At 62.7% G+C, this 276-nt stretch carries 1 pseudogene; it reads left to right on the top strand.

The features are described 5' to 3' along the window. Positions 1-185 (top strand): annotated as a pseudogene (locus lacNas_RS00295) (DNA/RNA helicase); the annotation flags it as partial. Positions 186-276 lie beyond the last annotated feature (91 nt).

The following is a 276-nucleotide window of genomic DNA, read 5'->3' as shown; positions in this document are numbered from 1 at the left end:
ACGTCTGGGTGATTATCGTGGCCGCTGACGATGAGATCTACACGGCGGCCAGCCTGGTGCAGATTGCCGGCCGGGTCGGCCGCGACCGCCATGATCCCGGCGGCCTGGTCCTGTTTTGCTACCGTCGCTACAGCCGGCAGATCCGGGCCGCGGTCAAGGAAATCAAGGAGATGAACCGCAGATGAGCCTGTGTCTGTTTTGCAACCAGACTTTTACCGAAGAGCTGGACTTGTGGCAGCTGCTTTTGCCCCGCCGGCAGCCGGCCAGCTGCCTGTG

The sequence above is a fragment of the Lactobacillus nasalidis genome (genome assembly GCF_016587775.1).
GTDB classification, from domain to species: domain Bacteria; phylum Bacillota; class Bacilli; order Lactobacillales; family Lactobacillaceae; genus Lactobacillus; species Lactobacillus nasalidis.
This window is presented reverse-complemented; position numbering and strand designations above follow the sequence as displayed.